The sequence below is a fragment of the Nonomuraea glycinis genome, from assembly GCF_035920485.1.
Lineage (GTDB): Bacteria > Actinomycetota > Actinomycetes > Streptosporangiales > Streptosporangiaceae > Nonomuraea > Nonomuraea glycinis.
Genome location: NZ_CP109166.1, coordinates 4,265,196 through 4,291,250, shown reverse-complemented (window position 1 = coordinate 4,291,250; position 26,055 = coordinate 4,265,196). Strand labels below are relative to the sequence as shown.

Genomic DNA, 26,055 nt, shown 5'->3' with positions numbered 1-26,055 from the left:
CCTGGTCGAAGCCCGGTAGGTTACGCCCCGTGCCCATTGAGCCGGAGGACGTCCAAGTAAGCGGTCGCACAGGCGACACGCCCACCGCAGCGGACGACGTACCGGCGAGTGGTCATGCGGGTGAGCCGGTCGGCGGGGTCGCGGGCGTCCGGGAGAGGGTCAGCGCCGGGGCTTTCGTGCGCCGGCATGGCTGGTTCCTGGGGGTGCTGGCGGTGGGCGCGGCGCTGCGGGTCATCGCGCTGCTGGGTTATCGCCCGGCGCTGTGGTTCCCCGACACCTACACCTACATCGTCACCGTCTTCCACCCGCGCCCCGACCTGGTGCGGCCCGCCGGTTACTCGATGTTCCTCAAGCTGCTGGAGCCGTTCCACGCCTTCGGCATGGTCGCCGTCGTCCAGCATCTGCTGGGGCTGGCCACCGCGGCGCTGGTCTACTGGGCGGTGCTCCGGGGGGCGCGGCGCCGGTGGGCGACGCTGGCCGCGACGCCCGTGCTGCTGGACGCCTACCAGGTGCAGCTGGAGCACCTGCTGGTCTCCGACACGCTGTTCATGTTCCTGATCGTGCTGGCCGTGGCGCTCTGCCTGGCGAAGCGGCCGAAGCTCGTCACGATCGGCCTGCTGCTGGCCGCCGCCACGCTCACCAGGACCGTCGGCCAGCCGCTGATCCTGCTCCTGGCGGCGTGGTTCGTGCTGCGCAGGCAGCTCCGGCCCGCCGGGGTGCTGCTCGCGGCGGCGCTGGTGCCGGTGGTCGCCTACGGCGCCTGGTTCTACGCCACCTACGAGCGCGTCGGCATCATCGGCGCGAACGGCGTCTTCCTGTACGCCCGGACGATGTCGTTCGCGGACTGCGCCCGGATGGATCCGCCGCCCGACCTGCGGGTGCTGTGCGACCCCCGGCCGCCCGGGCAGCGGCCGCCCTCCCAGGAGTACATCTGGGCCAAGGACGCGCCGCTGGTGGCGCTGCCCGGCATCACCTTCACGCGGGAGACCGACGACCTGGCGGGGAGGTTCGCCGCGCTGGCGATCCGTACGCAGCCGCTGGACTACGCCGGCTCGGTGCTGTCGGAGCTGGGGCGGTCGTTCGTGTGGGGCCGCCCGGTCTATCCCGATCAGGAGATCTACGACTACTACCAGTTCCCGGTGACCCCGCCGGGGCCGCCGGGGCGCTACGCGGCGCAGCTCGGCGTCGACTATTCGCAGCGTTACGAGCGCGGCGCGATCGGCACCACCGTCGTCGAGCCGTACGCGGGGTGGCTGCGGGCCTATCAGGACGTGGCGCGGCTGCCCGGCACGGTGCTGCTCGCCGTCCTGCTCGTCCCGCCGGCGCTGGCGGCCGGTCGCGTCGTGTACGGCAGGCGGTGGACTCCCCGGGGCAGGCGGCGGGCCGTGGACCCGGCCGGCCGGCCCGGTCCCGCCCCGTGGCTGTTGCCGTGGACGACCGCCGTTGTGCTGTTGGTCACCCCGGCGGCGGCGGCGGAGTTCGACTACCGCTATGTGCTGCCGGCCGTGCCGCTGGCCTTCCTGGCGGCGGCGCTGGCCTGCGGAAAGCGTAAAAACTTTCTCATTGGTATCACACGAAATGTCCGACTCTGAGTATGCTTTGGGCCGTCCGACATCACGCCAGAGTCACGGTCGATTGCATCGGTCACGGCGACGGGTACACCGTACGTGACCTAGTCTCTTGGCGCAGTACGGCCAAGCCGGCGCGTGGAGCGTAGCGAACGAGGCTAGGGGGCGCATGAGCGACTACAGAAGCGCGTCCACTGAACCGCGCCACGTCGCCCCGCCACAGCCCGGCAGCCGGATGGCCCGCAGGCAGGCAGCGGCCGCACCGCCGCAGGGACCCCAGGGGCCGCCTTCGCGGGGCCGCCAGGTCAAGGGCGACAACGGCGGCGGCGGCAAGATGCGGGTGCTCGCCTGGGTCAGCATCGCCGCCACCTCTGTCATGGTCGTCGGATCCCTCACCGGCTACACGGTCTACCGCGACGCTTTTGGCCACATCAACCAGAAGAGCGTCAAAGCCGACATCATCACCCCCCGCCCCGAGGACAAGGGCGCGCTGAACGTCCTGCTCGTCGGCTCCGACACCCGCGCGGGTGAGGGCAACGCGCAGTACGGCCAGAAGCTCGCCAGGACCGCCGACGCCGGCGGCAAGCGCACCGACACGATGATCCTCATGCACCTGTCGCCCAACCGCGACAAGGCACGGCTGATCAGCTTCCCCCGTGACTCGATGGTGCAGATCCCCAAGTGCAAGAACGAGGCGACCAAGCAGGAGATGCCGCCCCAGCGAGCGATGATCAACTCCGCCTACAGCACGGGTGGCATCGCCTGCACGATCTCGACGCTCGAGACGCTCACCGGCATCCGCATCAACCACTTCGTCGAGGTGGACTTCAGCGGCTTCAAGAACATCGTCGACGCGCTCGGCGGCATCGAGATCTGCCTCAAGTCCGGCGTCAACAGCAAGAAGGCCAAGCTGGTGCTGCCCGCCGGCAGGAGCAGGCTCAACGGCGAGAAGGCCCTGGGCTACGTACGGCTGCGCGACTACGGCGACGGCAGCGACATCCAGCGCATCAAGCGCCAGCAGAACTTCCTCAGCAAGGTGGTCGCCAAGGCCACCAGCGGTGACCTGCTCACCGACCCGAGCAAGCTCACCGGCTTCATCAAGGCCGCGGCCAGTTCGGTGACCATGGACCCGGAACTGGCCAACGACCCCGAGCGGCTCATCGAGATCGCCACCAGCGCCAAGTCGCTGACCGCGGGTGGCGTCAAGTTCACCACCATCCCCTGGATCCCCGATCCCGAGGACAAGAACCGCGTGGTCTGGAAGCAGCCGGATGCCGGCGAGCTGTTCAACTCGATCATCAACGACACCGAACTGCCGAAGGAATCGCCCTCGTCGAGCACCAAGCCCAAGGTCACCATCAAGCCGGACCAGGTGCAGGTCCAGGTGCTCAACGGCACCACCACACCGGGTAAGGCCCGCGAGGTGGCCGACCTGCTCACCAAGCAGGGCTTCAAGGTCGTCGAGCTCGGCAACTTCCAGACCGCCGACGGCCAGAGCCTGGCCGCCACCGAGATCCGCTACCCGAAGACGGCCGCCACCGGCACCGACTACGCGGGCGTGCTGGCCGGTCAGGTGACGCCGAAGCCGGACCCCAAGGCGGGCAAGGTCAGGGCCGCCACCAGCGAGCCCTATGCCGCGGCCACGACGGTCCAGACCAGCACGGCGAAGAAGAAGGCGCCGGTCGTTCAGCTCATCGTCGGAGCCGACTTCAAGGCGATCAAGGTGACCAAGCTCCCCGACAGCGTCGAACAGTCCACGATCACCGCCTCGGAGCAGAAGAGCGTCTGCGTATGACCCTCCAAGTTCTCTGTGTAAGCAAGGGATTCCCCTCCGGTCGAGAGACAGGGCTCTGAAGCCGGGATATCGTTATGCGGGTCGGCGACGCGGCTCGCCTTGCGCCGTCAAGGGCGACGCTGGGCATGCCGTTTCGCGTTCCCCGGCCCCGAGCGAAGCTGAGCGATTCTCCTGTGTCTGAGACGAAGCACTCTCCCCCGGTCACTCCTTCGAGCGACGAGAGTGCGGGCCCGGCCAGCACAGGCGCCAAGTGGCCGCTGCCGGAAGAAGCCTTCTGGAGCGAGCGCACCGACCCGCACGGCACGTTGCCCGAGGGCGCCAAGCAGGGCGAGCCGGAGCCGGCACCCGAGCCCGAGCGGCCCAAGCGCAAGCGCGATCCCTATCTCGACAACGTCAAGTTCATCCTGATCGCGCTGGTCCCCGTGGGTCACGCGCTGGTGCCGACGCTCAGCGCGGACTCCGCCAGATCGCTCTACATCTTCATCTACACCTTCCACATGCCACTGTTCGTGATCATCAGTGGCTATCTGTCCAGAAACTTCTGGAACTCCAACGCGAAGACCAACAAGCTGGTCGACACCTTCCTCGTGCCGTACGTGATCGTCGAGGTGGGCTACGCCGCGCTGCGCTTCTCGCTGGGTCAGAAGTGGAGCCTGACGATCATCGATCCGGCCTGGCTCAACTGGTATCTGCTGGCCCTGCTGTTCTGGCGGCTGTCCACACCGGTGTGGAAGCGGATGAAATACCCCGTGCCGGTGGCCATCGCGATCTACCTGTTCGCCGGGTTCTCCCAGATCTCGGGTGACTTCAGCATGGACCGGTTCTTCGGCCTGCTGCCGTTCTTCGTGATCGGGCTGGTCATGCAGCCGGAGCACTTCGAGATGCTCAACCGCCGGTGGATCAAGATCGTGTCGGTGGTCACGGTGCTCGCCGCGGCCGCGGTGGCCATCCTCATCGCGCCGCGGGCCCCGCTGGGGCCGTTCTACTTCAAGAACAGCTACCAGGACATGGACCTGTCCTGGTACATGGGCCTGGGCCTGCGGATCGGATTGTTGATCTGCTCGCTGGCGCTGTGCATCGCGGTGCTGGCGCTGGTCCCCCGGCACGAGACGTGGTACTCCGACCTCGGCACCCGCACGCTCTACTGCTATCTGCTGCACGGCATCCCGATCCTCATCGCCAAGGAGCAGGGCTGGCTGGAGTTCCCGTGGCTGCACGGCCCGCTGGGCGTCCTGGCGATCAGCTCCAGCTGTTTCGCGCTGGCGATCGTGCTCTGCCTGCCGGAGACGCGCACGGTGTTCAAGTGGGTACTCGAGCCCCGGCTGGTCTGGCTCTATCGCCGGCCATCCAGGAGTTAAGCGATAGTTTCACCGGCATTCACGCCTATGACCTGGTCGCCCCCGAGCATCGACGCATGCGGGTATGCGTTGCCACGATCGTCCACCATCCCGAGGACGCCCGGATCATGCACCGGCAGATCCGGGCGCTGCTCGACGCGGGCCACGAGGTGACCTACGTCGCGCCCTTCAGCCATTTCAACGTGACTCCGGCCGCGGGCCTCACCGCCGTCGACGTGCCCTACGACGCCGCCTACGGCCGGGCGCGCACGGCGCTCAAGCGGGGTGTCAAGGGCGCCGACCTGGTGATCGCGCACGAGCATCGCCTGCTGCGCGTGCTGCCGTACCGGCGGCCGCCCGTGGTGTGGGACGTGCGTGAGGAGGTCTCCGGCGGGCGCCGCGCGCGGGCGCTCCGGCGGCACCACGTCATCACGCCCGCCACGATGCCGGAGGCCACCCAGGTGGCCGCCGCACCTCCCCCTCCCGGTGACACCCGGGTGGTCCACCTCGGGCGGCTGACGGCCGACAACGGCGTCCGGGAGCTGATCGGGCTGGCCGAGCGGCTCGTCCCGTACGGCATCCGGATGGACCTGATCGGGGCCGCGGGGCCGGGCGTGCGCCCGCTGCTGCGCGACGCCCAGCGGGTGGGCCTGCTGGACTGGTTCGGCCACGTCCCGCACCGCCACGCGCTGCGCATGACCCAGGGTGCCCTGGCCGGTCTGTCGCTGACGAGGCCGCCCGGCGGGACGCCGACGAAGATCCTCGACTACATGGGCCGGGGCCTGCCGGTCGTCACCACCGCACCGGGCGCCCCCCTGGTGGAGCAGGCCGGCTGCGGCCTGACGGTGCCCTTGGACGTGCACGGCATCCTGGACGCCGTACTGGACCTCAGGGAGGACCCGCTGCGGCGGCTCGCCCTCGGCAGGCGCGGCCACGCCCACGCGCTGGCCCACCACCACTGGCCGGACCACGCGGCGGCGTTCGTGGCCCGGATGGAGGGCTGGGCGGGCGTCCCCGTCGTCACCCACTCGCTGGCCGTTTAGGCCCACGGCCTGGGGGTTCTTCTCGGGCCTAAATACGGACATGCAGGGCGTAAACAATGTCCGTTTTCACCCTGTATCTGTTTCCCTATCCTCTTCACGGGCACCCGTGCACTGGCTGCCGGACGTCAGTCGCGAAGCCGAGAGGAAGGGAGCGCCGCCATGGCCAACAAGGGCGCGTTGGCGCTGGCCGTAGCCGTGGGATATGTCCTCGGCCGGCACCACAAACTGCGCTTGGCCACCGCCCTGGTGGTGGCGGGAGTGACTCGCGATCTGCGGAAAGGTGACGGCGGGCTGCTGAAGCAAGGCGTCAAGAGCCTTGGCGCGTCTCCCCAGTTGGAGGAGATCACCAGCCGGTTGCGTACCGAGTTGATGGACGTCGGCAAGGCGGCGGCCATCGCCGCGACGAGCAGGCAGATCGACTCGTTCAGCTCGAAACTGCACGATCGAGCCGAATCGCTGCGCGTGCCGACCCCGCCGCGCGGCGCGGCACCCGCCGACCAAGCGGACGAAGAGGAGCACGAGGACGAGCACGAGGACGAGTACGAGGAGGAGCCCCCGACGGACGAGGCGCCCCCGGAGCGGCCGAGGACCAGGCGTGAACGGCCTCCGACAGCGCCGGTACGCAGAGCGGGGCGGTGACAGCGATGACTGAACAGACGAAGACGACCGGAAAGCTCAAGGAGCAGTTGCCGACGGGCCGACTCACGGCCGAGCTGCAGAATCTCGCCCTGGCCCTGGCGGAACGGGGCCTCGGCTCGATGACCGGGAAGCTCGAGTCCATGACCGGCCGGCTCACCGACTACGCGGAGAACGGCGGGACGAACCTCCTGGGCGCCGTCACCGGCAAGTCCGCCTCCGCGGGCCCATCGGCGCTGACCGGCGTCAAGGAGGCGGCCAAGCACACTCTAATGAGCGCCGTCACGGGGATGGCCAAGGACACCGTCAAAGGCGGCCTGAAGAACCTGGTCTCCGGCATATTCGGCGGCGGCGGGAAGAAGGGTAAATCAGGTGACAAGCTGAAGGTCACCAACATCGTCGAGACCATCGACATCGGCGCGCCGGTGCGGCTCGTCTACAACGAGTGGACCCAGTTCCAGAGCTTCCCGAGCTTCATGAAGAAGGTCGAGAACGTCGAGCAGGCAGCCGACGAGAAGCTGACCTGGAAGGCGCAGGTCTTCTGGTCACACAGGACCTGGGACTCGACGATCATGGAGCAGATCCCCGACCAGCGGATCGTCTGGCGGTCGGCGGGTGCCAAGGGGTACGTCGACGGCGCGGTGACCTTCCACGCGCTCACTCCTGACCTCACCCGCGTCATCGTCGTCCTCGAATACCACCCGCAGGGCCTGTTCGAGAAGACCGGCAACATCTGGCGGGCGCAGGGCCGGCGGGCCCGGCTTGAGATCAAGCACTTCGCCCGGCACGTCATGTCGGAGTGCCTGCTGCACCCCGAAGAGGTCATCGAGGACGGCTGGCGCGGCGAGATCCACGACAGCGAGGTGGTCAAGGACCACGAGACCGCGCTGCGCGAGGAGCAGGAGGAGAAGCAGGCGGAAGGCGAGTACGAAGGCGAGGAAGAGGAGGAGGGCGCCCCCGAGGAGGAGGCCGAGTACGAGGGCGAGGAAGAAGAGGAGGGCGCCCCCGAGGAAGAGGCCGAGTACGAGGGCGAAGAGGAAGAGGGCGTAGAGGAAGAGGAGCCCGAGCCGGAGAAGGCCGAGGAGCCGAAGCCATCGCGGCGTCCCTTCCGGCGGCGTCAGGCCGCCGAGAGAGAAGAGGCACGGCCGACGCCCCCGGTTCGCCGCCGGACCGGCGCTCGCCGCTCGTGAGTCCCGGCCTGATCAGCGAAAGGACATCATGAGCGAGAGCGGAGTGGCCAGAGGCGGCGCGTCCCCCTCGGGCCTGGCAGACGTCATCGACACGATCCTGGACAAGGGCCTCGTCATCGACGCCTACGTCGGGGTCTCACTCGTCGGCATCGAGCTGCTGACCATCAATGCGCGCATCGTGGTGGCCAGCGTCGACACCTACCTGCGCTTCGCCGAGGCCGTGAACCGGCTGGACCTCTCGGAGTCCAGCGGCGAGGGGCTGCCCGAGCTGATGAAGGACATAACGGCACAGCGCCAGGTCTCCGGCAAGGGCGAGGCCCCGGCCCAGGGAGCGCTGGAAGCCGCCGGAGAGCAGCCGTACGACTTCGACAGCGATCAGGAGCCTCAGGAGTCCGCGCGACGCCGACGGCACGAGGAGGGCTGACATGGCCGGAGCCACGACCCACGAGGCCGCCGAGGTACAGCAGCGGAGCACCGGCACTTACATCTACGGTCTCGTACCCGCCGACGTGGAGGTGTCGGAGGACGTGCTCGGGGTGGGGGACCCACCGGGCGAGGTGCGGCTGGTCCGGCACGGCGAGATCGCCGCCCTGGTCAGCGAGGTGCCGCTGGACGGCCGGCTCGGCACCCCCGACGACCTCGTGGCGCACGAGCGACTGCTGGACGCCACCGCGGCCGAGGTCCCGGTGCTCCCGCTCCGCTTCGGGGCGGTGATGACCACGCCGGACGGGGTGGTCGAGGAACTGCTGGCGCCGCATCATGACGACTTCCTCGCGGCGCTCAACGAGCTGGAGGGGCGGGTCGAGTACGTGGTCAAGGCCCGCTACGTCGAACGCGCGGTGCTCAGCGAGATCCTGGCCGAGAATCCGGAGATCGCCCGGCTGCGCGAGGAGATCCGGACACAGCCGGAAGAGCTGACCAGACAGGAGCGCATCGACCTCGGCCAGCTCGTGGAGCAGGCGATCGCGGCCAAGCGTCAGGCCGACACCGAGGCGCTGACCGAGGATCTGGCGGCGCTCGGCGTTCTCACCGTCGAACGCCCGCCCTCCCACGAGCATGACGCCGCGCAGGTGGCGGTACTGATCGAGACGGATCGGGAGGACGAACTGGAGGAGGTCGTCGACGAGTTCGCGGCCCGGTCCGAGGGCCGGATCACGATGCGGCTGCTCGGCCCGCACGCGCCGTACGACTTCGTCGCGACCCCGGGAGAGGAGGGGACCGAGCGATGAACCTGTTCACGCTGCTCTTCGGCTGGCCGCTGCTGCCGCTGCAGGGCGTGCTCCGGTTGGGGGAGCTGATCCAGGAGCAGGCCGAGCGTCAGATGCGCGACCCGATGGTGGTCCGCCGCCAGCTGGAGGAGCTGGAGCAAGCGGCCGACGCCGGCCTCATCTCCGAGGAGGAGCAGGCGGCGGCCATGGAGGAGATCTTGCGAAGGATGACCGGGCCGCCCGTCCTGATGGACTCCGGCGAGCCGCACTCATGGGATTTGGGGAGGTGAGCTCGTGCCGACGAGGAAACGGGTGCGCGAGGACGAACCAGCGAGCGCCGTACGACCTGCCCGGCCGCCGACCGGCGACCCTCGGCGGCTGCCGCCGACCGGTGAGCCCCGGCGGTCGAGCCCAGAACGCCGCCCGCCCGCTATGACGGCCGCCACGGCGGGCCAGGCCGGGCTGCGGCACATCGCCGAGCTGACCGCCCGGGAGACCGAGGGCGTCACACGGGTGCGGCCGGAAGGCGACGGGTGGCTGGTGGGTGTCGAGGTGGTGGAGGACCGCCGCATCCCGTCCTCCGGCGACATCCTCGCGCTGTACGAGGCCGAGCTGGACGCGGGCGGCGAGCTGCTGTCCTACCAGCGGGTGAAACGCTACCGGCGCGGCAGCGGCGGCATGGGAGAGGGGCCGTGATGGAGCCGATGCGACCGTCACCCGCCCGGCCGTACTCCCCCGCCGGGCAGCGGCAGCAGGCGAACCTGGGCGACATTCTCGAGCGGGTGCTCGACCGGGGTGTGGTGATAGCCGGCGACATCCGGGTCAACCTGCTCGACATCGAGCTCCTGACGATCAAACTCCGTCTGATCATCGCCTCGGTCGACACCGCCAAGGAGATGGGCATCGACTGGTGGGAGCACGACCCCTGGCTCACCGGACGCGATCGGCACCTCCTCGACGAGAACCGCCGGCTGCGCCACCGGGTCGCCGAACTCGAAGACGGAGTGGAGCCGCACCCGCCCATCCGCGGCCACGTGACCGAGGAACTGCCGCCCGAAAGGTACGGCCGTCGTGGCTGACACCGGCACCTACCTGTACGCGGTCACCCTGGACCTCGACGTTCCCCACCTCGACGTGAAGGGGGTGGCGGACCGGCCGGTGCGGACCATCACCCAGGCGGAGCTCGTCGCCTACGTGAGCGAGGTTCCGCTGGACCAGTTCGGCGAGGAGCCGCTGCGCCGGTCCATGGAGGACCTGGACTGGCTGGGCGAGACCGCCCGCGGTCACCACCGCGTGGTGGCGGCGGTCGCGGAGCACACGCCGACGGCCCCCATCCGGCTGGTCACCGTCTACAGCGGCGACGACCAGGTACGACGCCTCCTGGACCAGCGGCACGACGATTTCGTCCAGGTCCTCTCCCAGATCGCCGGCCGAGTGGAATGGGGCGTGAAGGCGTACGTACACCCGACCGAAGACCAGCCGACCCCGACAGCACGCGAACCAGCCGACAGGGCGGCGGCGCGCGGGCCGGGCGGAGCGGGCTCTTCGGCGGCGGCCGGGGCGGGGACGGCGTATTTGAAGCGGCGGCAGGCCGGGCTGCGCAGCCGCGAGGACGCCTGGCGCGACGCGAGCGAGCAGGCGCAGCGGATCCACCACGCCCTGACCGCGCTCGCGGTCGCGAGCCACCTGCACCGGCCCCAGGACCCGCAGCTGTCGGGCCGCTCCGACTGGATGATCCTGAACGGCGCCTACCTGGTCGACGAGCCCCGGAGCGCGGAGTTCGCCGCCGCCCTGGACGGGCTGCGCGGCCCGGGGGTGGACCTGCAGCTCACCGGCCCGTGGGCGCCCTACTCGTTCGCCGAGCTGGACGCGGAGGCACCGAGGTGACGTACGTCGAGCCGCGCGGCGAGCGGCTGGCCGAGGAGGGGCGGCTGCCGTCCGAGCGGGTGGCGCTGGTCGACCTGCTGGACCGGCTGCTCGCCGGCGGTGTCGTCGTCAGCGGGGACCTCATCCTGTCCATCGCCGACATCGACCTCGTCCGCATCTCCATCCGCGCGTTGATCATGTCCGTCCGATCCGAGGACGGCCCCTTCGAGCTCCCCGAGAGGCGATGACCATGGAGAACGCACGAACGCCTCGCCTGCGCATCGAGACCGACACCGAGGCGGTCGAGCGCGACCTGTCCCGGCTCGTGCTCACCCTGGTGGAGCTCATCCGCCAGCTGGTGGAGCGCCAGTGCGTGCGGCGGATGGAGCAGGGGGATCTGTCGGACGAGCAGGTGGAGACGCTGGGCCTGACCCTGATGCGGCTGGAGGACGCGATGCACGAGCTCTGCGAGCGGTTCGGCCTGTCGCCGTCGGACCTGAACCTCGATCTGGGGCCGCTTGGAACGCTCCTGCCCCAGGACTGAGACGCGCCTCGGGAAGGGTGGTCAGGGGCCATTCCCGTTTGGTGTACTGAAGCCATGGCACCGCATCTGATCGAGGGACGGACGGTCGCCATGCCCGTCCGGGTGCGGGACGCGTCGTTCTGCGGTGCCGCGTACGCGGTGCGGGCCGACGCGGCGCGGGCGGTGATCGCCTATTCGGGGCTGGACGTGGCGGAGATCCTCCCGGGCAAGGCGGTGTGCGTGCTGCTGTTCGCCGACTACCGTGACGGCGACCTCGACGCCTACCACGAGTTCGGCATGGCCTTCCTGATCAGGCCGCCGGGGTCCACCGGCTGGACGCGGCCGGGCGACCTGCGCGACGCGGCCGCCTTCATCCACTGGCTGCCGGTCGACCAGCGCTTCACCATGGAGGCGGGGCGCACGCTGTGGGGCTTTCCCAAGGAGCAGGCGGACATCGACCTGCGGCTCGCCTCGCCGTACAAGCGGTGCATCCTGCGTAAGGACGGGCGGCTCGTGCTGGACATGCTGGTCAAACCGGGTGTCCCGCTGCCGGGGCCGACCCCGTTGATCGCCTTCGACGCCTTCACCCACCGTGAGGGCGTCACCAGGCGCGTCCCCATGAAGGTGCAGGCGCGCGGGGTCCGCGTCCGGCCGAGCGGCGCGCTCATCCGGCTGGGCAACCACCCGATCGCCAAGGAGCTCAGCGAGTTGGGCCTGCCCAGCCGCCCGCTGCTGTCCACGACGGTGACGCGCACCGCCATGTCGCTGCGGGAGGCCGAGCCCCAGGGCTGACGCCCCTCAGACGATCGGCGGGCGGCCCAGCTTGACCATGCGCCAGGCGGTCCGCCAGGCCATCGGACGCCGCTCGCCGGCGGGTGTGCGCAGGCCCTCGAAGAACCCGGTGAACCACGCCTTCAGCGCCACCCCCGACCGCCGCTCCCGGATCAGCGTGAGCACCACCCAGTCGAGCAGGTAGAGCGCCGCCAGCGGCCACGGCAGATTGCGCCGGGCCAGCCACACCCGGTTGCGCGCGTTGAGCCGGTAGAACTCGGCGTGCCGGGTCGGCGGCACCTGCGGGTGGTACATGACGGTCTCGGCGTCGTACTCGATCCGGTAGCCCTCGCCGAGCAGCCGCCAGGCCAGGTCGGTCTCCTCGTGCGCGTAGAAGAACCGCTCGGGCAGCCCGCCCACCTGGAGGAAGGCCGAGCGCCGGATGGCGGACGCCCCGCCCAGGAAGGTCGTGACCGGCGAGGACCGCTCGGGGTCGCCGGCCCGCAGGCGCGGGACGTGCCGGCGCTGGCCGATGCCGCCGTCGGGGTCCATCACCCGGAAGGAGATCACCGCCAGGTCGGGCTCGGTCGCGAAACGATCGCGTACGTGGGCCACGACCTTGTGGTTGGCATACCAGCCGTCGTCGTCGAGGAACAGCACCACGTCACCGGAGCACTCCTCGACGCCGCGATTACGGCCCGCTGGAATGCCGGTGTTCTGGTCAAGCCGGATCGTCTTCACGATCGCCGACGAGCCTACGGGCGGCGTCGCCGACACCTCGGGCACATCGGCCCCGTTTCCGACGATCACTACCTCGACGTCGCCGTCGACCTGATTGAGCGCGGACTCGACCGCCCGGTCCAGCTCCGCGATCCGGTTGCCCATGGTGAGGATGACGCACGAGATCTTCAACGAATCATCGTCCTGACGCGTCGAGAGCACGGGCGGAGCATTCTTTCATGATCACCGAGTCTGCTGGTCTGCCTGATTCTTGATATGGGTGAAGCTAAGCGTATCGGAACCGATAGTGAACCCCCACCGAACCGTGGACGTCCGATCAATACGACGGTTGCGGGGCGCGGACGGTTCCGACTTGAGATCACACAAGCCGCCTCGATGCCAAAATGCTGACGAGATGGAGCACTGTCTGCAGCCCTGCCGCGACCACGCAGGCCACGACGAGCACCCGGGTGGCCAGCAGGTCGCCGGTCGCCAGGTCGATCACCGCCGTCACCAGCGCGATCATGGACAGCTCGATGGGCTGCATGATCCGGTGGAACTTCGTGGCCCCCACGACCCTCCTGGCCAGCCCCAGCAGCCCCGAACGGAACTGCCCGACGGACGCCTCCGTCGCGGCCGGCAGGCCGCCCTTGGCCCGCGCCACGTCCACCAGGTCGGTCTCGGCCTTGATGAGGATGGCGCCGAGCGCGGCCGCGAAGCCCAGCACGGTGTACCAGTCGGGCAGCACGGCCGAGGCCCGCCAGCCCAGCCCGGCCAGCAGCGCGGCCTCGGTGAAGTAGGCGCCGACGCGGTCGAGGTAGACGCCGGTCAGCGAGGTCTTGCCCGTCCAGCGGGCCAGCTCGCCGTCGGAGCAGTCCAGCAGCAGGTAGACCTGCACGAGCAGGGCCGCCCCCACGGCCGCCCACAGCCCGGGCAGCGCCAGTACGACTCCGGCCAGCACCCCGGCCACGGTCATCACCCAGGTGAGCTGGTTGGGCGTGACCGAGGTCTTGGACATCAACCAGGTGACATAAATGGACAACCGGCGCATGTAGAGCACGCCTGCCCAGTGCTCGCCGTTGCGGCGCTCCAGATGACCCGCGGGCTGAGCGACCCGCCGCAGGTCAGCGACCGTAGGCCCGGACATAGTCCTCCACCCGATCGCGAATCTCGGACTCTGACAGCCGCAGGTGCTCCAGGATCGTGTAACGGCCGGGGCGGGTGGCGGGGGCCAGCACGACGGCCTGCGCGAACTGCTCGCCGGTCAGCCCGATGTCGGCGGGGACGACGGGCAGCTCGTGCCGGCGCAGGCAGTCGGTGACCTGCGCCAGCCGGGGGGCGTCCTCCCGGAGGAAGAAGCAGAAGGCGGCACCGATCCCGGCGAGCTCGCCGTGGTTGGAGGTGCCGGGGAAAAGCTGATCCACGGCATGAAGGATCTCATGGTCTCCACCACTCGCGGGCCGGGACGAGCCCGCGATCACCATGGACATGCCGGAAAGGATCAACGACTCGGCCAGAACGGTCAGGAAATCGTCGGACTCGACGGAGTCGACGCGGCCGATCAGCGCCTCGGCGGCGGTGCGGGCCATCGAGCAGGCGAGCCCGTCGATGGGCTCGCCGCGCTCCAGGTTGCCCAGGTGCCAGTCCTGGATGGCCGACAGGTTGCTGACCACGTCACCGACGCCCGACCGGACCAGCGCCTGGGGCGCGCTGTGCACGAAGTCCAGGTCCACCAGGATCGCCAGCGGCATCGGCACACCGAAGGTGCCTTTGCCGCCGTCGTACACCAGTGAGGCCGTCGGCGAGCAGATGCCGTCGTGGGACAGGTTGGTCGCGACCGCGACCATCGGGATGCCGGCCAGCGACGCGCCGTACTTGGTCGCGTCGATGGTGCGTCCGCCGCCCACGCCCACCACCACCTCGTAGGCGCCCTTACGCAGGTCGCCGCCGAGCGAGACGGCGGCCTCGACCGACCCGTCCGCGACCCGGAAGACCTCGGCCTCGCCGAGGGTGGGGGCGATCAGGCTCTCGATGTGGTCGCCCTGGCCGGGGCCGACGGCCACCGCGACCCGGCCGGACGTGGCCACCCGGCTGTCGGCCAGCAGCGCGCCGAGCTGCGCCACGGCTCCGCGCCTGACCTCGATGTGCAGCGGCGCGGGCAGCATCCTCGCTAGAAGCGGCATCCGGCCCCCTCAGTAGCGGACGGCAATGGTGCGGGCCTTGGCCAGGTCCTCGTGGTTGTCCACTTCGACCCAGTCGACGTCGCCGATGGGCGCGAGGTGGATCTGCTCCCCGCGCGCGACCATCTCCTGATAGCCGTCCTCGTAGTAGAGCTGCGGGTCCCGCTCGAACGTCGCCTGCAGCGCGTCCGCCAGCCGGGCCGCGGCGCCGGGACGGATGAGGGTCGCCCCGATGTACTCGCCGTAGGCCTCGGCCGGGTCCATCAGCTTGGTGATGCGCCGCAGCGACCCCTCCGGGGCGCGGGTCACCTTCATCTCCTCGTCGGCGAGCTTCTTGACGTCGTCGACGGCGAGCAGGATGTCGCTCGTCTCGGGCGCCGCCAGCAGCGTCTTCTCCACCGAGACCGGGTGCACGGTGTCGCCGTTGACCAGCAGCGCCCCCTGGGCGAAGTAGTCGCGGGCGCACCATAGGGAGTAGGCGTTGTTCCACTCCTCGGCCTTGTCGTTGTGCACGAGGGTGAGCTCGACTCCGTGCCGCTCCTCCAGCTCCCGCTTACGATCGTGTACGGCCTGCGCCGCGTATCCGATGATGACCACCACCTCGCGCAACCCCACCTCGGCGAGGTTGTGCAGAGAGATGTCCATGATCGTGGTCTCACCGTCGACCGGCACGAGCGCCTTGGGCAGCGTGTCGGTGTACGGCCGCAGGCGTCGTCCGGCTCCAGCGGCCAGCACCATTCCCAGCAACGTGCACTCCTCAGTCGAGCATGACTACGTAGGTCCCAAAGATTAGTTGGCTTTGGGCCCTGCGCGGGTAATCCGCCGTTAGTCTTGCGTTTCCGCGAGCGCCTCCTCCACCCGGGACGGCGGTGCGACGAGCCAGCACGTCAGGCTCTCCCAGCCGAAGACCCCCCACAGATAGAGGGCGAGCAAGGCGAACCCGCCCCCGGTCCAGCCCACCAGCACGGCCAGGCCGACCACGATCGAGCGCCCCTCCCAGCCGAGCCCGAGGCTCGCCAGCCAGGGCGGCGGATAGACGTTCTGGCGCAGGCGGTAGACCAGATCGTAGTGGTGGAAGACGATCGCCCCGAGCAGGATGAAGATCAGCAGCGGCGACACCCCGTGCGCGAACCCGCAGGCCGCGACGAAGGTGTACTCGATCACCCGGAGGATCGGCGGCGACAGCCAGTCGAGCCTGCCGTCGTGCGGATGGGAGCTGCCGGGCCCGGCCAGCAGCAGCGTCACGGCGGGCGCGAAGACCGCGACGCCGTCGGTCCCGGCCACGCCGATCAGCAGCAGCACCCCGGTGACGAAGGCGCCGGCGATCAGCGGCGGGAGCGGCGGGAGCTGCCCGGCCACGAGCATGCCCATGCCGCGCGAGAGCGGCCCGTCGTCGCGGTAGGCGACGACCTTGCTGCCCGGCACCGGGATCATGTGCACAGAGCTCATTCGGCCGACCTCACGATCCGCCCGGCGAGTTGGTAGAGAGCGGCCACGCTCCCCCAGCCGAGCAGGGCGAGGAAGGTCACCCGGGCGTCGAACACGACAGTGGTGACGGCGATCAGCGCCATCCGCTCTCCGATCGGCAGCACGATCGCCTTTCGTAGCCAGTGGGCGACGCTCTCGCGCTCCAGGCGCTGGGCGAGCCTGAGCACGCCCTGCCGGGGGACGCGGCGGCGGCCGGCGTCGGACGGTTCCAGCAGGGAGCGCACCGGCTTGGCCCACAGCGCGCCGACCCGGCCGGCGTCGTAGATCGCGCCGGTGTAGGAATAGTGGAGCGCGTGCCGTACGGACTGCAGGATCATCGCCGCGGCGGCGAGGAACCAGATCCCGTGCGGGTTGCCGCTCGGGAACGGCTGGACGGCGACGTAGCCGTAGGCCAGCCCGACGTAGACGACATACTCCTTGAGCCGGTCGGCCATGCCGTCGGCCCACGCGCCGAGCGGCGAGAAGCCGCGCGTGTAGCGGGCGAGCTGGCCGTCGAGGCAGTCCAGCACGAACGACAGGTAGAGCAGCACGGCCCCGGCCAGCCGCCCGCCGAGGGTGCCGGCGGAGAACCACACCGCCGACAGCGCCGCCAGGCCGACCGAGATACCGGTGACCGCGTTCGGGGTGAGCTTCAGCGCGGCGGCGGGCCGGATCAGGTGGCGCGACCACGGCGAGACGAAGAACGTGGTGAAGAAGCCGTCGTTGGACTTGACCGCGCTGTCGAGGCGGACCTGGGCCTCGTCGACGTCGGCGAGGCGGCGTACCGCGCTGTCGGCGGAGTCCTGGCCGGTCACCCGGTCGCAGTGCAGCTCGCCGAGCGCGGCCGCGCGGACCCGGACGCCCGACCTGACCAGCCCGACCAGCAGCAGATCGACGGCCTCCACCGGGGTGACCGGGCCGAGCCGGCCCGCGTCGGCCAGGTCGGCCAGCTCCTCGGCGATGTCGGCCAGGGCGGGCAGGTCGGACACGCCGGCCTGGAGCACGCCGGCGAAGGTGGCGTTGGCCTCGGGGACGGTGTGGAAGGAGCTGCCCGAGGCCATGATCTTGCCGCCCTCGATCCGTACCGGAGAACGCAGCGGAGGACGCGTCGGCCCGTCCGGCACGCCGGCGTGGACGAGCGCCCGCGTGTCGTGCGCGGGGTGCTCCAGGAGCATGGCCAGCGCCTCGGTGTGGGCGACGACGTCGGCGGGCAGCACGGCCACCGCCTCCGCGGAGGCGCGGGCGATCTTGGCGATGCCGCGCAGGTCGGCGCCGAGGCCGCCGCCGGCGGTGACCACCTGCACGTCGCTGATGGGCAAGGCGGCGAGCTGCCCGGTGATCCGGTCCAGCAGCGTGCCGTCGGCGCAGGAGAGCCGGCCGGTCGGAGTCGTGGCGAGCAGGACCACGGACGTGGTCGTGCTCACGCGGGTCAGTGAATCGGGCAAAGCGCAGGTCCTCCCGTTCGCAGAGGGAGTGCGTGGACTCACAGTAGCGACAGGTCATCGCGATATCACGGAACCAGACCGTTACCCTCGAAAGTATGAATTCTCGGCTGCGTTCCGTCGGGGTGGTCCTCGCGGGCGGCGTTGGTCAGCGGGTCGGCGCCGGCACCCCCAAGCAGCTCGTCAAACTCGCCGGCCGGACGATCCTGGAGCACACGATCGCCCTGTTCGAGGGCTCGGCCGAGATCGACGAGGTGGTCGTGCTGATGACGCCGGGTTTCGCCGAGCCGGTCAGGGAACTCGTCCGCGAGGGCGGTTTCCACAAGGTCGTCCAGATCGTCGAGGGCGGCGCCACCCGCACCGAGAGCACCTGGCGGGCGCTGCGCGCGCTGGGCCCGCAGGAGTGCAACGTGCTGCTGCACGACGCTGTACGCCCCCTCCTGGAGCCCCGGATCATCACGGAGTGTGTACGGGCGCTGGAGCGGCATACGGCCGTGGAGGTGGCGATCGCGAGCTCCGACACCGTCCTGGTGGCCGGGCCGGGGCCGGACGGCACGGAGATCGTGGCCGACGTCCTGGACCGGTCACGGCTGCGGCGCGCGCAGACGCCGCAGGGCTTCCGGCTGTCGGTGATCAGGCGGGCCTACGAGCTGGCGATGGCCGACCCCGAGTTCGCCGGCCGGCCGGCCACCGACGACTGCGGCGTGGTGCTGCGCTACCTGCCCGAGGTGCCGATCGTGCTGGTGCCGGGCAGCGAGCGGAACATGAAGGTCACCCACCCGATCGACCTGTCGATCGCCGAGCAGTTGCTGCGGCCGGTCGTGGCGGACGAGCCCACCGTGTCAGGCGTACCGGCGGTGTCGGGCATACCGGCCGTGGCGGACGAGCCCACCGTGTCGGGCGTACCGGCGGTTTCGGGCGTACCGGCCGTGGCAAGCGTGCCGGCCGGCACGCCGGACGGCTACCGGCAGGCGCTGGCGGGGAAGACCATGGCGGTGTTCGGCGGGGACGACGAGCTCGCCGCGCTGGCCGCGGCGCACGGCGCCCGGGTGCTCGCCTTCCCGCGGGCCGACGATCCCGAGGCGGTGGCGAAGGCGCTGGCCGGGGCGGGCGTCGTCGACCATGTGGTGCACGTGGCGGACCTGCCGCCCGGCACCCTGATCGAGGCCGCCGAGGAGACCGTCGCCGCCGGCTGCCTCGGGGCGATCAACGTCGCCCGCGCGGCCCACCCCCATCTGCGCGAGAGCGGCGGCCGGCTGCTGCTGCGGACGGCCGCCGGCGACACGAGTCTGGCCGTCTCGGCCAGGGCGGCGACGACCGCCCTGGCCAGGGCGCTGGCCGAGGAGTGGGCCGCCGACGGCGTCCGCGTCGGCTGCGTCAGCGCCCGTACGTCCGCACGAGCCTGCCTGGACGTGCTCGCCTCCGGCCGGACCGGCCAGGTCCTCGACACCTGACCGTCAGCCCCGCCTGACCGGTCGGGTGATCGGCACCTGACCGTCAGACCTGCCTGGACGTGCTGGTCCCGGGCCTGACCGGTCAGGTGATCGGCACCTGACCGGTATGCCGGGATTCGCGTCAGCGGGGAGCGCGGGCCAGTTTTCGCGGACTGGTGAGGAAGCCCCACCCCCATGACAGGTGCATGGCGGCGTAGACCAGCGGCAGCCTGAGCTTCGCGGCGGTGGGCAGGCCGCTGCCGGTCAGCGCCGACCCCGCCACGATGGCCACCACGTAGCCGCCCGGGATCACCAGCCCGAGCGGGAAGAACGGCGCGACCAGCACGCCGAGCAGCATGGCCAGCACCGCCGCCGGCGGCGCGAGGTAGCGCAGGTTGATGGTGCCCTCGTGGGTGCGCGAGACCACCCGCCGCCACCTGCCGTAGTGGAAGTACTGCTTGGCCAGCGCCTTGACGTTGGGCCGCGGCCGGTAGGAGACCCGCATCCGGGGCTGGAACCAGACCAGCCCGCCGCTCTGGCGGATGCGATGGTTCATCTCCCAGTCCTGAGCGCGCTGGAAGTGCTCGTCGTAGCCGCCGACCCGGTCGAGCGCCGAGCGGCGGAAGACGCCCAGGTAGACCGTGTCGGCGGGGCCGGCGGTGCCTCCCACGTGGAACGCCGCGGCGCCCACGCCGATCTTGGAGGTCATGGCGCAGGCGACGGCCTGCTCGAAGGGCGTGATGCCCTCCGCGGCCATCACCCCGCCGACGTTGTCGGCGCCGGTCTCGGTGAGCGTCTCGACGGCCACCCGCAGGTAGTCGGGCGGCAGCATGGCGTGCCCGTCGACCCTGGCGATGATGGCGTTACGGGAGGCCCCGATCGCGGCGTTGAGCGCGTTGGGGGTGCGGCCGGTGGGGTTGGGCACGACGATCACCCGGCGGTCGGACGCCGCGATGGCGTCGGCGACCTCCTGGGTGCGGTCGTGCGATGGGCCTATGGCGAGGACGACCTCGATCTCACCCGGGTAGTGCTGGGCGAGAACCTGGTCGACGGCTTCGCGTAGGTGCCGCTCCTCGTTGAGGACCGGCATGACGACGGAGATGGGCGGCCAGCCACGCGTCTCCGCTGGCGCGTGCGGCGAGTCGGGGAACTGCTTCATGGCGGGGCTCACGCTACTGTACGAGCAGAGGAGGAAGGCAACCGATGGCCCAATCCTCCGGGCATCCAGAGGGGGAGGGCCATGCGGGACCCGAGCGAGGAGGACGCCGGGGTGCACGTGGGCGGAGACGCCTACGGCGGCGTCAAGCTCGCCGGCGGACGGCCACGCAAGCCCCGCAGGAGTGCCAGGGCGCGGCGCCGCAACGCGCTTCTCGCGGGCCTGCTCTCGGTGGGGGTCCTGGTCGGCACCGGAGTGGTGTGGGCGACTCCCCGCCAGATCGGCGCCGTCGACGCGGGCGTCGCGAAGACGCCGCCCCGTGGCGCCGAGAACATCCTGCTCGTCGGCGTGGACAAACGCGACGACCTCACCCGTAAGAAGCAGAACGAGCTCAAGCTCGGCCGCGAGTCCGGGCAGCGCACCGACACCATGATGGTCATCCACCTGTCGGAGGACCACAGCAAGGTCACGGTGGTGAGCCTGCCGCGCGACTCCTGGACGACCATCCCCGGCAAGGGCGACCACAAGATCAATTCGGCTTACCAGTTCGGCGGCCCGAAACTCGCCCTGCAGACCGTCAGGCAGGCCACCGGCCTGGAGATCCACCGCTACATCGAGGTCAACGTGCTCGGCTTCGTCGACGTGGTGGACTCCCTCGGCGGCGTCACCGTGTGCACACCGGTGGCGATCAACGACCCCAAGACCGGCCTCAACCTCGCCGCCGGCACCCACGAGCTCAAGGGCGTGCAGGCGCTCGGCTACGCCCGCACCCGCGCGACCGCCCGCTCCGACCTCGACCGCATCGACCGGCAGCAGCAGGTCATCTCGGCGCTGCTCGACCGGGCGCTGAGCGCGGGCACGCTGGCCAACCCGGCCAAGCTGGCCTCCTTCGTCAACACCACGCTCGGCACCGTCAAGGTCGACCCCGACGACGGCCTGCTCGGGCTGGCCGGCCAGCTCAGGGACGTCAAGCTGGACAACGTCCAGTTCGTGGACGTACCGCTGGCCGAGGTCGACTACAAGGCGCCCACCGGCGAGTCGGCGGTGCTCTGGGATAAGGCGGCCGCCCGCGAGATGTTCCGCCGCATCAAGGCCGACGAGAACCTCGCCGAGCCCAGCGCGACCCCGTCGGCCAAGCCCTCGGCCAAGACCGCCGTCCCGCCGGCGCGCGTCTCGCTCAAGGTGCTCAACGGCACGCTCGTCAACGGGCTCGGCGCCCGCACCAGGACGGCGTTGCTCGCCTACGGCTTCCAGGTGCCGGACACGGCGGGCAACACCCCCAGCAAGGACCACAAGAAGACGCTCGTACGGTACGGCGCGGGTCAGGAGGAAGCGGCGCGCACGGTGGCCGCCGCCATTCCCGGCGCCGAGCTCCGCAAGGCCGACATCAAGGGCATCGAAGTGATCACCGGCCAGGACCAGCTCAAGGTCGCCAAGCCGAAGGCCACCCCGACCCCGGCCGCCACCCCCACAGCGGAGACCGCGACGCAGACCATTTGCAAAAAGTAGGTATGTCGGGTCAAGTCCGGGGCACGTAAATCGTCATGGTGGTCACATTTTGGCAGGAGGACCTCTGCACGGTGCTGCACATCGTGGGCGAGCTGGACGTCTCCGGCGCGCCACGCCTGCGGGCCGAGCTCGACCAGGTGCTGGCCTCGGCCGATCCCCTCAGGCTGGTCATCGACCTGACCGCGGTGCCTTTCTGCGACTCGGTGGGCCTCAGCGTGCTGGTGTCCCTGCTCAACCACGCGCGACGCACCCACGGCAGGCTGATCCTGGTGCTCGGCCCTGGCATGATCAGCCACCTGCTGGTGATCACCAACCTGAACGGCCACTTCGAGACGTGCGCGTCCCTCCAGGAAGCACGCACCGCCCTGAGCGCCGCCGCCTGATCACCCCTCCCCCGCACTGACCTCTGCGGCCCGGCCATCACCCCACCGCACTGACCTCTGCGGCCCGGCCATCACCCCACCGCACTGACCTCTGCGGCCCGGCCATCACCCCACCGCACTGAGCTCTGCGGCCCGGCCGTCACCCCATCGCGCCTGGCGACCGTCGGCTGAGTAGGATCATTCATGATCCACCGCTCGCGCGGGGGACGTCTCCTGGAGGGCAGCATGAGACTTGGCGTGATCTTCGACCGGGACCTGCCGCCGGAGCGGCTGACGCCCTTCGCCGAAGCCCTGGACGGCCTGCCCGCGGTCGACGACCTGTGGGTGGTGGAGGATCTGGGCTGGACGGGCGGCATCTCCTCGGCGGCCACCGCCCTGGCGGCCACCTCCCGGCTGCGCGTCGGCATCGGCATCACCCCGGCGCCGCTGCGCAACCCGATGCTGCTGGCCATGGAGCTGGCCAACCTCGCCCGCCTCCACCCCGGAAGGCTCGCCGCCGGCATCGGCCACGGCGTGCCGGCCTGGATGGCCCAGGCGGGCGTGGCCGCGCCGTCACCGCTGGCGCTGCTGGAAGAGACGATCACCGCCGTCCGCGCCCTGCTCCGCGGCGAGACGGTGACCCTGCACGGCACGTCGGTCCACCTGGACGGCCTCTCGCTGGTCCACCCGCCGCAGGAGGTCCCGCCGGTGCTGGCGGGCGTGCTCGGCCCTCGCTCGCTGGCCCTGTCCGGCCGGGTGGCGCAGGGCACGATCCTCCCGGAGGGCTTCGGCCCGAAGCGCATCGGCGCGGCCCTGGAGCGGATCGGCGCGATCGGCGAGCACGAGCTGGTGACGTTCACCCACCTGTACATCGGCGACGACGTGGCGGCGGCGACCGGTCCGATCGTGGCCGACACCGCCCAGTTCCTGAAGGTCACGCCTGACGAGGTGACACTGGCCGCCGGCACCGCCGAGGAGGCCGCGGCTCAGGTCAAGGGGCTGTGGGCGGCGGGCGCCGGCACGGTGGCGGTCCGCCCGATCGGCTCCGACCCCCTGTCCCACGTCGATCGGCTGCTGTCGGCTCTGTAGTTCCTGTACGGGTCCCGCTCGCGGGCGGAGGACGTACCTTCGGCCGGGAAGTTCGCCGGCGGTGCGGGAGACGTACCTTCGGACGTAAGGCTCGCGGGCGGCGGGGAAGCATGGCCGAATGGCGGATGCGGATTGACCGGTCGGCCGATTCTTCGGCTTCGCCGACAAGCCACGATCGCCATATGAGAAGAAATGTGGCGCTAGCGGCAGCTACGGCCGGCCTGGTCGGAACCATGGGGTTGACCGGCTGCACGCTGAACGCCGAGCAGGTGCACTCGGCGCGCGCCTTCCCCCACACCGGCGGCACCCTGACCATCACCTCCACCCTCGGCGGGCTCAGGATCCTGCCGGGCACCGGCGGCGAGGTGCGGGTGGACCGGTGGCTGCGCGGCAAGGCCGCAGGGGACGGCCACTCCTCGTGGACCCTGGAGAACGGCACCCTGCGCCTCGACGCCAACTGCCAGATGATCGTCGGTGACTGCGGCGGCCGCTACCACATCCGTGTGCCGCCCGGCATCCGCCTGGTCATCGACGCCGGAGACGACGGCGTCATCCTCGACAAGATCACGCACGACGCGGACGTGTCCGCCGAAGGCGCGATCAGGCTCTACGAAACCACGGGCAAGCTCCGCCTGGCCGGCGGGGACGGCATGGTCGCCGGGAACGGCCTCCGGTCGACTGACGTCAAGGCGCTCACCCGTTCAGGAACGATCAACCTGACGTTCGCCGTACCCCCTGCCAGGTTGGACGCGCGTTCCAGCGAGGGCCAAGTGACGGTGAACGTCCCCAAGGACGAGTACGCGATCACCGTCAAGAGCAAGGAAGGCCGGGCGCGCTCCGAGCTCAAGAACACCAAGAGCTCCCGGACCATCGTCGCCAGAAGCACCTCCGGAGACGTCCGCATCACCGCGAACCCGTCGTGACGCCACCCCGAGCCGAAAACAACGTAACTGGGTTTACGCTAAATAAGGTAAGTCCAGTTACGCTAACTTCGACGGATGGGGGACCGCATGCACAAGCCGGCCGACATCGTAGGCAGGGATCGTCAGTGGCGCGTGCTGGAGCGCTTCCTGGTCGAGGGGGGACGGGACGGACCCCTGCGCCTGGGGCTCGTGTCCGGCCGCCGTCGCACTGGCAAGACGCAGCTGCTGTCCGCCGTCTGCGACGAACAGGGCGGCCTCTTCATCACCAGCGTGCAGGACGAGGGCGATCTGGCGGCCAGGCGCAGGTTCGCGTCCGCCATCGCCAGGCATGCGGGGCTGGGTGATGCGGTGCGTGGGGAGCCGGAGTCATGGGAGCGCCTGCTGAGGGCTGCCATGGAGACCGCGGCGCGGGTCGCCCCGGAGGGCCGTCCACCGTTGGTGGTCATCGACGAGTTCCCTTACCTGCTGGCGAACGCTCCTCAGCTCCCGTCGCTGATCCAGCACCTCTACGACGGTTCGCAGCAGGGCCACGGCCCCACAGGCCGCCTCATACTCTGCGGATCCGCGCTCAGCGTCATGCACGACCTGCTATCCGGCACCAAGCCTTTGCGCGGGCGCGCCATGCTCGATATGCGCCTCAACGCGCTGGACTTTCGCGAAGCCGCCCAGCTGTGGGACATCCACGATCCGGCGACCGCCTTCCGCGTACACGCATGCGTCGGTGGCATCCCCGGCTACCGCCCTCTGATGACCACTACCCCGGCAACAGCCGACGGCTTCGACGGCTGGGTGATGGACAACCTCCTGGCGGTCGACGTCAGCGTGTTCACCCGCACAGAGGTCGACTATCTCCTGCGCGAGGACCCGCGCATCACCGCACGCTCCCTCTACTACGACATCCTCAGCGCTGTCGCGCAGGGAGCGCACACACCAGCCAAGATCGGAGCGGCGATCGGCCGCGATGGCAACTCCGTTCGCCACCCCATCGGCGTCCTGCGGTCGGCCGGATATCTCCACAGCGCGCACGACCTGCTGCGGCAGCGGAAACCGACGATCTCGGTGTGTGACCCGATCATCCGGTTCGACCGCCTCATCACAGCCCCCGATCTCGGCCGACTCGAGCTGGGACGCGCAGAGCCGGTGTGGCGGGCGGCCGCCCCGGCCTTCCGTTCCAACATCCTCGGCCCGCATTTCGAAGAGCTCGCCCGCGACTGGGTGCACCGCTTCGCCCCGGACGAGCTCGACCGGCCGACGGGATTCGGCGAAGTCGGCTTCGGCAGCGTTCCGGACAACGCGGGACGGGCGAAGCACGACATCGACGTGATCGCCATCGACGGCAGGCGGGTCAGCCTCATCGGCGAGGCCAAGGCGACGCTCGCCCGCCGTGGGCTCCCTGATCTCGAACGGCTCGACGGCGTCCGCGCGCTGCTCGCGCGGGAGGACTACGACACCGCCGAGACGATCATCGCCCTCTTCTCGACGACCGGATTCACCCCGGACCTGGTCCGGACGGCCGCCTCCCGTGACAACACCGAACTCGTCGATCTGAAGCGGTTGTACGGCCAGGGTTGATCATGCGTGACCATTGTCGCCAGAAGCACCTCCGGAGACGTCCGCATCACCGCGAGGGGGACTCTCAGGCCCTGCCCTCAGTCGTTGTCGCCGTCCTGGTCGTTGTCCTGGTCGTTGTCCGGGGCCTGGGTGTTGACCACGTCCGGGTCGTCGTCACCGTCGTCGCCTCCGCCGCCGCACGCGCCGGTCAGACCTAGAACGGCCACCATGGCAGCGGCGGCCAACATCGTCTTCCGGCCGGTCGTTCTCATCATGCGTACCTCCA

29 protein-coding genes are annotated in these 26,055 nt (G+C 70.3%); 21 read left to right on the top strand and 8 right to left on the bottom strand.

Annotation, left to right across the window (positions count from 1 at the left end; genetic code table 11):
• Window positions 1-29 precede the first annotated feature (29 nt).
• The 15 genes from OHA68_RS20445 (at window position 30) to OHA68_RS20375 (ending at window position 11,958) form a co-directional block, all read left to right on the top strand.
• Window positions 30-1,592, top strand: coding sequence for a hypothetical protein (locus OHA68_RS20445; RefSeq protein ID WP_327109046.1), 1,563 nt, complete (start codon window positions 30-32; stop codon window positions 1,590-1,592).
• 145 nt (window positions 1,593-1,737) lie between these two features.
• Entirely contained in the window at window positions 1,738-3,363 is a 1,626-nt protein-coding gene (locus tag OHA68_RS20440) for an LCP family protein (RefSeq protein WP_327109045.1), read from the top strand.
• 173 nt (window positions 3,364-3,536) lie between these two features.
• Window positions 3,537-4,721, top strand: a complete 1,185-nt coding sequence (locus OHA68_RS20435; protein ID WP_327109044.1) for an acyltransferase family protein — start codon at window positions 3,537-3,539, stop codon at window positions 4,719-4,721.
• 56 nt (window positions 4,722-4,777) lie between these two features.
• The gene (locus OHA68_RS20430; RefSeq protein ID WP_327109043.1) at window positions 4,778-5,743 is read left to right on the top strand and encodes a glycosyltransferase family protein; all 966 of its coding nucleotides are present in this window, start codon (window positions 4,778-4,780) and stop codon (window positions 5,741-5,743) included.
• A 159-nt stretch (window positions 5,744-5,902) separates the two neighbouring features.
• Window positions 5,903-6,382 (top strand): hypothetical protein, encoded by a 480-nt coding sequence (locus OHA68_RS20425; protein ID WP_327109042.1) that lies wholly within the window; start codon window positions 5,903-5,905, stop codon window positions 6,380-6,382.
• 5 nt (window positions 6,383-6,387) lie between these two features.
• The gene (locus OHA68_RS20420; protein WP_327109041.1) at window positions 6,388-7,569 is read left to right on the top strand and encodes an SRPBCC family protein; all 1,182 of its coding nucleotides are present in this window, start codon (window positions 6,388-6,390) and stop codon (window positions 7,567-7,569) included.
• Window positions 7,570-7,597: 28 nt separating this feature from the next.
• Window positions 7,598-7,993: a gas vesicle protein GvpJ gene (gvpJ, locus tag OHA68_RS45525; RefSeq protein ID WP_327109040.1), complete on the top strand. Its 396-nt coding sequence runs from the start codon at window positions 7,598-7,600 to the stop codon at window positions 7,991-7,993.
• 1 nt (window position 7,994) lies between these two features.
• Window positions 7,995-8,798: a GvpL/GvpF family gas vesicle protein gene (locus OHA68_RS20410; RefSeq protein ID WP_327109039.1), complete on the top strand. Its 804-nt coding sequence runs from the start codon at window positions 7,995-7,997 to the stop codon at window positions 8,796-8,798.
• Complete coding sequence (locus OHA68_RS20405; RefSeq protein WP_189138845.1) at window positions 8,795-9,067, top strand: gas vesicle protein GvpG; 273 nt, start codon at window positions 8,795-8,797, stop codon at window positions 9,065-9,067. The genes OHA68_RS20410 and OHA68_RS20405 overlap by 4 nt, the downstream gene beginning before the upstream one ends.
• 4 nt (window positions 9,068-9,071) lie before the next feature.
• Window positions 9,072-9,473: a gas vesicle protein GvpO gene (locus tag OHA68_RS20400; protein ID WP_327109038.1), complete on the top strand. Its 402-nt coding sequence runs from the start codon at window positions 9,072-9,074 to the stop codon at window positions 9,471-9,473.
• Entirely contained in the window at window positions 9,473-9,856 is a 384-nt protein-coding gene (locus tag OHA68_RS20395; RefSeq protein ID WP_456094126.1) for a gas vesicle protein, read from the top strand. Before OHA68_RS20400 ends, OHA68_RS20395 begins: the two co-directional genes overlap by 1 nt.
• A complete protein-coding gene (locus OHA68_RS20390) occupies window positions 9,849-10,664 on the top strand; it encodes a GvpL/GvpF family gas vesicle protein (RefSeq protein ID WP_327109037.1) in 816 nt (271 codons plus the stop codon). The genes OHA68_RS20395 and OHA68_RS20390 overlap by 8 nt, the downstream gene beginning before the upstream one ends.
• Entirely contained in the window at window positions 10,661-10,891 is a 231-nt protein-coding gene (locus OHA68_RS20385; protein WP_189138848.1) for a gas vesicle protein, read from the top strand. Before OHA68_RS20390 ends, OHA68_RS20385 begins: the two co-directional genes overlap by 4 nt.
• A 2-nt stretch (window positions 10,892-10,893) precedes the next feature.
• Window positions 10,894-11,187, top strand: a complete 294-nt coding sequence (locus OHA68_RS20380; RefSeq protein ID WP_225276983.1) for a gas vesicle protein K — start codon at window positions 10,894-10,896, stop codon at window positions 11,185-11,187.
• A gap of 54 nt (window positions 11,188-11,241) precedes the next feature.
• On the top strand, window positions 11,242-11,958 hold the full coding sequence (locus OHA68_RS20375; protein ID WP_327109036.1) for an acetoacetate decarboxylase family protein: 717 nt from the start codon (window positions 11,242-11,244) through the stop codon (window positions 11,956-11,958).
• Window positions 11,959-11,964: 6 nt separating this feature from the next.
• On the opposite strand, the gene OHA68_RS20370 is transcribed toward OHA68_RS20375, so the two are convergent.
• The 6 genes from OHA68_RS20370 to OHA68_RS20345 all read right to left on the bottom strand — a co-directional run bounded on the left by OHA68_RS20370 (window position 11,965) and on the right by OHA68_RS20345 (window position 17,728).
• Window positions 11,965-12,849: a glycosyltransferase family 2 protein gene (locus OHA68_RS20370; protein ID WP_189138851.1), complete on the bottom strand. Its 885-nt coding sequence runs from the start codon at window positions 12,847-12,849 to the stop codon at window positions 11,965-11,967.
• A gap of 187 nt (window positions 12,850-13,036) precedes the next feature.
• Entirely contained in the window at window positions 13,037-13,804 is a 768-nt protein-coding gene (locus OHA68_RS20365; RefSeq protein WP_189138852.1) for a CDP-alcohol phosphatidyltransferase family protein, read from the bottom strand.
• Window positions 13,782-14,822, bottom strand: coding sequence for an iron-containing alcohol dehydrogenase family protein (locus tag OHA68_RS20360; protein WP_327109532.1), 1,041 nt, complete (start codon window positions 14,820-14,822; stop codon window positions 13,782-13,784). The genes OHA68_RS20365 and OHA68_RS20360 overlap by 23 nt, the downstream gene beginning before the upstream one ends.
• Window positions 14,823-14,849: 27 nt before the next feature.
• On the bottom strand, window positions 14,850-15,584 hold the full coding sequence (locus OHA68_RS20355; protein WP_327109035.1) for a phosphocholine cytidylyltransferase family protein: 735 nt from the start codon (window positions 15,582-15,584) through the stop codon (window positions 14,850-14,852).
• Between the two features lie 78 nt (window positions 15,585-15,662).
• On the bottom strand, window positions 15,663-16,286 hold the full coding sequence (locus OHA68_RS20350; protein ID WP_327109034.1) for a DUF5941 domain-containing protein: 624 nt from the start codon (window positions 16,284-16,286) through the stop codon (window positions 15,663-15,665).
• Entirely contained in the window at window positions 16,283-17,728 is a 1,446-nt protein-coding gene (locus OHA68_RS20345) for a CDP-alcohol phosphatidyltransferase family protein (protein ID WP_327109033.1), read from the bottom strand. Before OHA68_RS20345 ends, OHA68_RS20350 begins: the two co-directional genes overlap by 4 nt.
• 116 nt (window positions 17,729-17,844) lie before the next feature.
• On the opposite strand from OHA68_RS20345, the gene OHA68_RS20340 reads away from it, so the two are divergent.
• The gene (locus tag OHA68_RS20340) at window positions 17,845-19,200 is read left to right on the top strand and encodes a 2-C-methyl-D-erythritol 4-phosphate cytidylyltransferase (RefSeq protein WP_327109032.1); all 1,356 of its coding nucleotides are present in this window, start codon (window positions 17,845-17,847) and stop codon (window positions 19,198-19,200) included.
• A 121-nt stretch (window positions 19,201-19,321) separates the two neighbouring features.
• Here the strand turns inward: OHA68_RS20340 and OHA68_RS20335 are convergent, their stop codons facing one another.
• The gene (locus tag OHA68_RS20335; RefSeq protein ID WP_327109031.1) at window positions 19,322-20,338 is read right to left on the bottom strand and encodes a glycosyltransferase family 2 protein; all 1,017 of its coding nucleotides are present in this window, start codon (window positions 20,336-20,338) and stop codon (window positions 19,322-19,324) included.
• 81 nt (window positions 20,339-20,419) lie between these two features.
• Between OHA68_RS20335 and OHA68_RS20330 the strand changes: the two genes are divergently transcribed.
• The 5 genes from OHA68_RS20330 (at window position 20,420) to OHA68_RS20310 (ending at window position 25,790) form a co-directional block, all read left to right on the top strand.
• Entirely contained in the window at window positions 20,420-21,844 is a 1,425-nt protein-coding gene (locus tag OHA68_RS20330; protein ID WP_327109030.1) for an LCP family protein, read from the top strand.
• Window positions 21,845-21,879: 35 nt separating this feature from the next.
• Window positions 21,880-22,227: an STAS domain-containing protein gene (locus OHA68_RS20325; RefSeq protein WP_327109029.1), complete on the top strand. Its 348-nt coding sequence runs from the start codon at window positions 21,880-21,882 to the stop codon at window positions 22,225-22,227.
• Window positions 22,228-22,452: 225 nt separating this feature from the next.
• Window positions 22,453-23,295: an LLM class flavin-dependent oxidoreductase gene (locus tag OHA68_RS20320; protein WP_327109028.1), complete on the top strand. Its 843-nt coding sequence runs from the start codon at window positions 22,453-22,455 to the stop codon at window positions 23,293-23,295.
• Between the two features lie 182 nt (window positions 23,296-23,477).
• Window positions 23,478-24,218: a DUF4097 family beta strand repeat-containing protein gene (locus OHA68_RS20315; RefSeq protein WP_327109027.1), complete on the top strand. Its 741-nt coding sequence runs from the start codon at window positions 23,478-23,480 to the stop codon at window positions 24,216-24,218.
• A gap of 75 nt (window positions 24,219-24,293) precedes the next feature.
• Window positions 24,294-25,790 (top strand): AAA family ATPase, encoded by a 1,497-nt coding sequence (locus OHA68_RS20310; protein ID WP_327109026.1) that lies wholly within the window; start codon window positions 24,294-24,296, stop codon window positions 25,788-25,790.
• A 77-nt stretch (window positions 25,791-25,867) separates the two neighbouring features.
• Here the strand turns inward: OHA68_RS20310 and OHA68_RS20305 are convergent, their stop codons facing one another.
• A complete protein-coding gene (locus tag OHA68_RS20305; protein ID WP_327109025.1) occupies window positions 25,868-26,044 on the bottom strand; it encodes a hypothetical protein in 177 nt (58 codons plus the stop codon).
• Window positions 26,045-26,055: the final 11 nt, after the last annotated feature.

What these genes read in the sequence shown, in the direction of transcription:
- OHA68_RS20440 (WP_327109045.1), top strand. Translation starts at nt 1,738, where the DNA reads ATGAGCGACTACAGAAGCGCGTCCACTGAACCGCGCCACGTCGCCCCG.
- OHA68_RS20430 (WP_327109043.1), top strand. Translation starts at nt 4,778, where the DNA reads ATGCGGGTATGCGTTGCCACGATCGTCCACCATCCCGAGGACGCCCGG.
- OHA68_RS20425 (WP_327109042.1), top strand. Translation starts at nt 5,903, where the DNA reads ATGGCCAACAAGGGCGCGTTGGCGCTGGCCGTAGCCGTGGGATATGTC.
- OHA68_RS20420 (WP_327109041.1), top strand. Translation starts at nt 6,388, where the DNA reads ATGACTGAACAGACGAAGACGACCGGAAAGCTCAAGGAGCAGTTGCCG.
- gvpJ (WP_327109040.1), top strand. Translation starts at nt 7,598, where the DNA reads ATGAGCGAGAGCGGAGTGGCCAGAGGCGGCGCGTCCCCCTCGGGCCTG.
- OHA68_RS20410 (WP_327109039.1), top strand. Translation starts at nt 7,995, where the DNA reads ATGGCCGGAGCCACGACCCACGAGGCCGCCGAGGTACAGCAGCGGAGC.
- OHA68_RS20405 (WP_189138845.1), top strand. Translation starts at nt 8,795, where the DNA reads ATGAACCTGTTCACGCTGCTCTTCGGCTGGCCGCTGCTGCCGCTGCAG.
- OHA68_RS20395 (WP_456094126.1), top strand. Translation starts at nt 9,473, where the DNA reads ATGGAGCCGATGCGACCGTCACCCGCCCGGCCGTACTCCCCCGCCGGG.
- OHA68_RS20380 (WP_225276983.1), top strand. Translation starts at nt 10,894, where the DNA reads ATGGAGAACGCACGAACGCCTCGCCTGCGCATCGAGACCGACACCGAG.
- OHA68_RS20375 (WP_327109036.1), top strand. Translation starts at nt 11,242, where the DNA reads ATGGCACCGCATCTGATCGAGGGACGGACGGTCGCCATGCCCGTCCGG.
- OHA68_RS20365 (WP_189138852.1), bottom strand. Translation starts at nt 13,804, where the DNA reads ATGTCCGGGCCTACGGTCGCTGACCTGCGGCGGGTCGCTCAGCCCGCG.
- OHA68_RS20360 (WP_327109532.1), bottom strand. Translation starts at nt 14,822, where the DNA reads ATGCTGCCCGCGCCGCTGCACATCGAGGTCAGGCGCGGAGCCGTGGCG.
- OHA68_RS20350 (WP_327109034.1), bottom strand. Translation starts at nt 16,286, where the DNA reads ATGAGCTCTGTGCACATGATCCCGGTGCCGGGCAGCAAGGTCGTCGCC.
- OHA68_RS20340 (WP_327109032.1), top strand. Translation starts at nt 17,845, where the DNA reads ATGAATTCTCGGCTGCGTTCCGTCGGGGTGGTCCTCGCGGGCGGCGTT.
- OHA68_RS20335 (WP_327109031.1), bottom strand. Translation starts at nt 20,338, where the DNA reads ATGAAGCAGTTCCCCGACTCGCCGCACGCGCCAGCGGAGACGCGTGGC.
- OHA68_RS20330 (WP_327109030.1), top strand. Translation starts at nt 20,420, where the DNA reads ATGCGGGACCCGAGCGAGGAGGACGCCGGGGTGCACGTGGGCGGAGAC.
- OHA68_RS20325 (WP_327109029.1), top strand. Translation starts at nt 21,880, where the DNA reads ATGGTGGTCACATTTTGGCAGGAGGACCTCTGCACGGTGCTGCACATC.
- OHA68_RS20320 (WP_327109028.1), top strand. Translation starts at nt 22,453, where the DNA reads ATGAGACTTGGCGTGATCTTCGACCGGGACCTGCCGCCGGAGCGGCTG.
- OHA68_RS20315 (WP_327109027.1), top strand. Translation starts at nt 23,478, where the DNA reads ATGAGAAGAAATGTGGCGCTAGCGGCAGCTACGGCCGGCCTGGTCGGA.
- OHA68_RS20310 (WP_327109026.1), top strand. Translation starts at nt 24,294, where the DNA reads ATGGGGGACCGCATGCACAAGCCGGCCGACATCGTAGGCAGGGATCGT.
- OHA68_RS20305 (WP_327109025.1), bottom strand. Translation starts at nt 26,044, where the DNA reads ATGATGAGAACGACCGGCCGGAAGACGATGTTGGCCGCCGCTGCCATG.